The organism is Azospirillum sp. TSO5, assembly GCF_003116065.1.
Lineage (GTDB): Bacteria > Pseudomonadota > Alphaproteobacteria > Azospirillales > Azospirillaceae > Azospirillum.
The window spans coordinates 1-5588 of sequence record NZ_LGQY01000113.1; the positions used below are offsets into that span (position 1 = coordinate 1).

General features: G+C 71.0%; 2 protein-coding genes. Both read left to right on the forward strand.

Features of this window, described 5'->3' with window-relative positions:
• Positions 1-380: 380 nt before the first annotated feature.
• Positions 381-1625 (forward strand): exonuclease SbcCD subunit D C-terminal domain-containing protein, encoded by a 1245-nt coding sequence (locus TSO5_RS24980; RefSeq protein ID WP_109154165.1) that lies wholly within the window; start codon positions 381-383, stop codon positions 1623-1625.
• The gene (locus TSO5_RS24985; protein ID WP_109154166.1) at positions 1625-5386 is read left to right on the forward strand and encodes an AAA family ATPase; all 3762 of its coding nucleotides are present in this window, start codon (positions 1625-1627) and stop codon (positions 5384-5386) included. The genes TSO5_RS24980 and TSO5_RS24985 overlap by 1 nt, the downstream gene beginning before the upstream one ends.
• Positions 5387-5588 lie beyond the last annotated feature (202 nt).

A 5588-nucleotide genomic window follows, 5' to 3' on the forward strand; every position in this document is an offset into this window, starting at 1 on the left:
CCAAGGCCGCAACGGCTACCAACTGCCGCCGCCTGCGCATCCCTTCTCACAACACGGTATAAACTTGTCAAAGAACCCGCGGCACTGAAACATGCCGCACCGGCCAATCCACCGCATCCCCTCTTCGGAGGATCGGACCAGAGTGACCTGAGAATTTCGATCGAAGCCGGAAGATTAAACAGCTAAGCTGCTGTTTTCTTTATCCGTTTCTGCCGCCAGCGCCGCGCCTCAATCAGCGCCCCGCCGTCGGTGGAGCGGGTTATAGGCGTCCTCCCCCAAACCACGCAAGCGCTTTTTTCGTCGCCTCGTCATTTTTTCGTAAACCCCGATGGAAGCGCGGTCCGTAGAGTGGCGCATCGTTTCGTTGCGAGCGCAGGACCATGCGGAGCTTCCGTCTTCTCCATACCGCCGACTGGCATCTCGGCCAGACGCTGCACGGCATCCCCCGCGATGCCGAGCATGCCTGCTTCCTTGACTGGCTGATCGACCGCATCGGCGAGCATCGGGTGGATGCGCTGGTGATCGCCGGCGATGTCTTCGATGGGCAGAATCCGCCGATCCCGGCACTGGCACTCTTCTACCGGTTCGTCGCGCGGGTGAAGGCTCTGCATCCACGGCTGGACATCGTGGTGGTCGCCGGCAACCACGACAGCGCCAGCCGGCTGGAAGCTCCGTCGCCACTGATGACCGAGATGGGCGTGCGGGTGATCGGCACCCTGCCCTCTTCGGCCGATGGGATGTTCGACCCGTCCCCCCTGATTGTGCCGCTGCGCGATGCCGATGGGACCGTCGCGGCGCACTGCGTCGCCATGCCCTATCTGCGACCATCCGACCTTCCTGCGGTCGAGGACGCTGAAGACACCGATCCACTGATCGAGGGCGTGCGGCGGCTCTATGCCCAGGCCTGGACCGGTGGGCGGGAGCGTTGTGGACGGGGAGAAGCACTGATCCTGACCGGCCACTGCTATATGCGCGGCGGCGCCCTGTCCGAGGTGAGTGAGCGCAAGATCCTGGGCGGCAACCTGCATGCCCTGCCGGTCGATATCTTCCCCGACGAAGCCGCCTATGTCGCGCTCGGCCACCTGCACCGGGCGCAGGCGGTCGGTGGGCGTGAGGCTGTGCGCTACAGCGGCTCGCCAATTCCGCTGGCGCTGGACGAGGAGCCCTATCCCCATCAGGTGATGCTGGCCGAGTTCGCGCGCGGCCAGTTGGTCGGCCATGAGGCCCTGCGCGTGCCGCGCCATGTGCCGATCCACCGCATCAGCGAGGCCAGCCCGGACGCGGCGCTGGAGAGGCTCAAGCGGCTGGAACTGGACGCCGCCCTGCCGCGCGATGCCTGGCCCTTCCTGGAGGTGACGGTCACCCTGCCGGAGCCGCGCCCCGCCCTGCGCGACGAAGTCGAGGCAGTGCTGGCCGGCCGGCCGGTGCGTCTGCTGAAGCTGGGGGTGCGGCTGACCGGCAGCGGCCAGACGTTGGCCGACAGCGCGCCGCCGGTCGATCTGGCCTCGCTGGAGCCGGAGGAGGTGTTCCGGCGCCTCTACCGCCGCAGCCACGAGGGCGACCCCGAACCGGATCTGATGGCGGCCTTCCACGAGTTGCTGACCGGCGTGCAGGAGACGATGTGATGCGCATTCTCGCAGTACGCGGCGCCAACCTGACCAGTCTGGACGGCACCTTCTCCATCGATTTCGACCGTGAACCGCTGCGGCGGGCCGGGCTGTTCGCCATCACCGGACCGACCGGCGCCGGCAAGAGCACGATTCTCGACGCCCTGTGTCTTGCCCTGTTCGACCGCATGCCGCGGCTGCCGGAAGGACGCGGCGAGATGCTGGGGCTGGACGGCGATCCCAATAGCATCCGCACCACCGACGTGCGCACGGTCCTGCGGCGGGGCGCCGGATTCGGCTGGGCCGAGGTCGATTTCGTCGGGATCGACGGCGAAGCTTATCGCGCGCGCTGGGAGGTGCGGCGGGCGCGGCAGAAGGCGCAAGGGGCCTTGCAGCAGCAGAGCATGTCGCTGAGCAGCCTGGATGGTGAGCGGCGCTTCGGCGACGGCAAGAAGAGCGTGCAGGAGGAGATCGAGCGGCGGCTCGGCTTGAATTTCGAACAATTCCGCCGCGCGGTTCTGCTGGCTCAGGGCGATTTCGCCACCTTCTTGAAGGCGCCGGCGCGGGACCGCTCCGAATTGCTGGAACTGCTGACCGGGACGGAAATCTACTCCCGCTTGTCGACCAGGGCCTTTCAGCGTGGGAATGAGGAAAAGCAGGCGCTCGACCAGTTGCTTGCCCAGGCGGGCGGCATCGGCGTGCTGAGCGACGACGACCGCGCGGCCTTGCAGACCGAAGCCGAAGTGGCGGCGGAGGCGGTGAAGAGCGGCGAGCAAGCGTTGGCGCTCGCCCAGGCGGCACTGGCTTGGCATGAGCGCGACGGGCAGCTCGCGGCGGCTGAGAGCAAGGCGGTCGAAGCGGCAGGCGCGGCGGAGCGGGCGTGGGTCGAGGCGGAGGAGCGGCGGGAGGCGGCGGCCCGGCTGCGAGGCTTGCAACCGCTTCGGCCGCTTTTGGCCGATGCCGACCGGGCGAACGGCGACGCGGTGGAGGCCGCAACGGCGGTTGACCGGGCGGTGGAGGCGTGGGAGGCGGCACGGCTGGCGACAGAGGAAGCCACCACCCGCCATGGCGAGGCCCGCCGGCGGTTCGAGGACGCCCGCTCGGCCGAGATGAAGGCCGAGCCCGATCTTGAACGCGCGGCCGATCTGGATGGACGGATCGCGATGCTGTCCGGCGAGCAGGAGACTGCCGAGGCGGCGGCGAAGGTGGCGACGCAGCGCGTCGGGGCGGCACGGAAGGCGGTGCGCGACATCGAGACCATGCTGTCGGCGGCGCGGAACGACGTGACGCGGCTGGACGTCTGGCTGCGGGAGCAGGCCGGCCTTGCCGCGGTGGCCGGGCAGTGGGAGCGGTGGGACCGGCTGCTGACACGGGCCATCGCCAACACCCGCACCGGCGAGGCGGCGGCGCGGGAACGTGGGCGGCTGGAGCGGGAGCTTGCGGCGACCGCCGCCACCGCCGAGGCGGCGGACGCCCGGCTGGCGGAGGCGCGCGCGCGCTGTCAGGCGGCGGAGCGGGCGCTGGAAAGCCTTCGGAGCGAGGCGGTTCCGTCGCTGGAGGAGGCGCGGCAGGCACGGGCCACGGCGGGGCTGCGGCGGGACGGGCTGCTGGCGCTGCTCGCCACCGGCGAAACTCGGCAGCGGCTGGCCGCCGAGCGCGAGGCGGCGGAGGGTGACCGGATGCGGCTGCTGGGCGAGGCGGAGCGCGACGGGACGGCGGCGCGGGAGCTTGCCGAGCTACGCGCCGGACAGCAGGCGGCGGTCGAGGAGGCTGAGCACACGCTGCAACGGCTGATGCTGGCCCAGCGCGAGGATGTGGAGAGCCTGCGCGGGCGGCTGGAGGAGGGACAGCCCTGCCCGGTCTGCGGATCGGCCGAGCATCCCTGGGCGGAGGCCGGGGCAACGCCGCTCGGCCGGGTGACGCGGGATCAGGAAAAGCGCCGTGCCGAATTGCGCGAGGCGCTTGCCGCGACGGTTGCCCGCCATGCCGCGCTGGAGGCGGCGGCAGGGGCGGCGCGCAAGGGCGCCGAGGGACTGACGGCCCGGCTGGCCGCCATGGCGCGGGAAGCCGACGGGCTGGAGCTGCGCTGGGCCGAACAGGCGACGGCCGCCGGTTGGGAGGCCGAGGGCGGAACATTGGCCGACGTCCGCAACGCGGTCGAGGAGGCCGACCGGAGGCTGGCGGCGATTGCGGCCGACGAGGAACGGGCACTCGACCACCGCAGGCGGGTGGATGCCGCTCAGCAGGACCATCGGCGTCTCGAGACCGCGGCGGCTGGGCTGGCGGCGGAGTGCGAGGCGAACCGGCAACGGCGGGCCGACGGACGGCAGGCTTTGGCGCTGGCGGTGGCGGCGCTGGACCGGGCAAAGGCAGATCGGGATGCTGCCCTGGCAGAGTTGGACGACGGCTTGGCGGGAGAAGCCGACTGGCGGGCACGGCTGGAACGGGAAGCGGACGGGTATCGGGCCGGGTTGGCGGCGCGGGTGGCCGAATGTCGCGAAAAGACCGACGCGCTGGCCCGTGCCGCACGCGAGGTGGAGCGGTTCACCGGCGAACTCGCGGTGCAGACGGCGGAGTCGGACGCGGCGCTGCGGGCCGAGGAGGAGGCGCGCAAGCGGGCGAACGATCTCGCCGGCCGGCTGGCGGAGGCGCGAACGACGCGAAGTGCTCTTCTGGGTGGCCGGCCGGTGGCGGTGGTGCGGAAGGCACTGGCCGGGGAGCGGCACGAGGCCGAAGCCCTGGTGGAAAAAGCCACTTTCGCACGGCAGGATGCCGTCGCACGGCTGTCGGCGGCGGAGCGTGAGCGCGAGACCCGGGGCGAGGCGGCGCGGCAGTGCGCCGACAAGGCGCGAGCGGCCGGCGAGCGGCTGGAGCGAGCGGCGGCGGAGCGTGGCGCCGGGTTGGAGGAGGTTCGCCGGTTGCTGGCGGCGGCCGAAAGCGAGCTGGAGGCGGAAGAGCTGGCGCTGGCGGTGCTGGAGCGGGCGCGTGGCGACGCGGCACTGGTGGTGGCCGAGCGGCGGCGGCAGCGCGCCGATCACCATGCCGCGGGCGGGCCGGCACTGAGCGCCGAAGACGCTGCCACCGCGGCCGAGAGCACCCGCGCGGTACTGGAACGGGACCGCGACCGGTTGGGCTCGGCGCGTGGACGGCTGGAGGCCGATGACGGCAACCGGCAACGGCTGGCCGGGCTGCGGGTGGCGATCGAGGGGCAGCAGGCGCGCTGTGCGCTGTGGGGCAAGATGGCCCAGCTGATCGGCTCGGCGAATGGTCAGAAGATGCGCAACTTCGCCCAGAGCCTGAGCCTGGATCTGCTGCTGACCCACGCAAATCGGCATCTGGAGGATCTCGCCCGCCGCTATCGGCTGGAGCGGGTAGCGGGGGCCGATCTGGAAATCCAGGTGGTCGACCGTGAGATGGGCGACGAGCGGCGCGGCGTGCACAGCCTGTCCGGCGGCGAACTGTTCCTGGTGTCGCTGGCCCTGGCGCTCGGCCTGTCGGCGATGGCGGCGGGAACTGCGGGCGGGATCGGCACGCTGTTCATCGACGAGGGCTTCGGCACGCTCGACCCCGACAGCCTGGATGTGGCGCTGTCATGCCTGGAGGCTCTGCAGGCCGGCGGTCGTCAGGTCGGCGTCATCAGCCATGTTCCGGCGATGGTCGAGCGAATCGGCACGCAGATCCGCGTGATGCCGCTGGGTGGCGGGCGCAGCCGGGTGACGGTGCAGTCTGTGGCCGGAGCGGCGCTGGCTGTGGCGATGGAGGAGGTGGAGGGGGTTTGAGGGGAGTGGTTGCTGAGGTTGCCCCCTCCTTAACCCTCCCCCACCTTCGGTGGGAGAGGGAACTGCCGCCGCTTCGGCAATCAAGTCACGCCGACAAGAATCCTGCCCCCTCTCCCTCGAAGGTAAGCGGAGCGTGATCGCACCGGATCAGGCGTTGACGGCGGGCTTCCAGTTCCAGGGGAGCAGATCGGCAAGGCGTGCG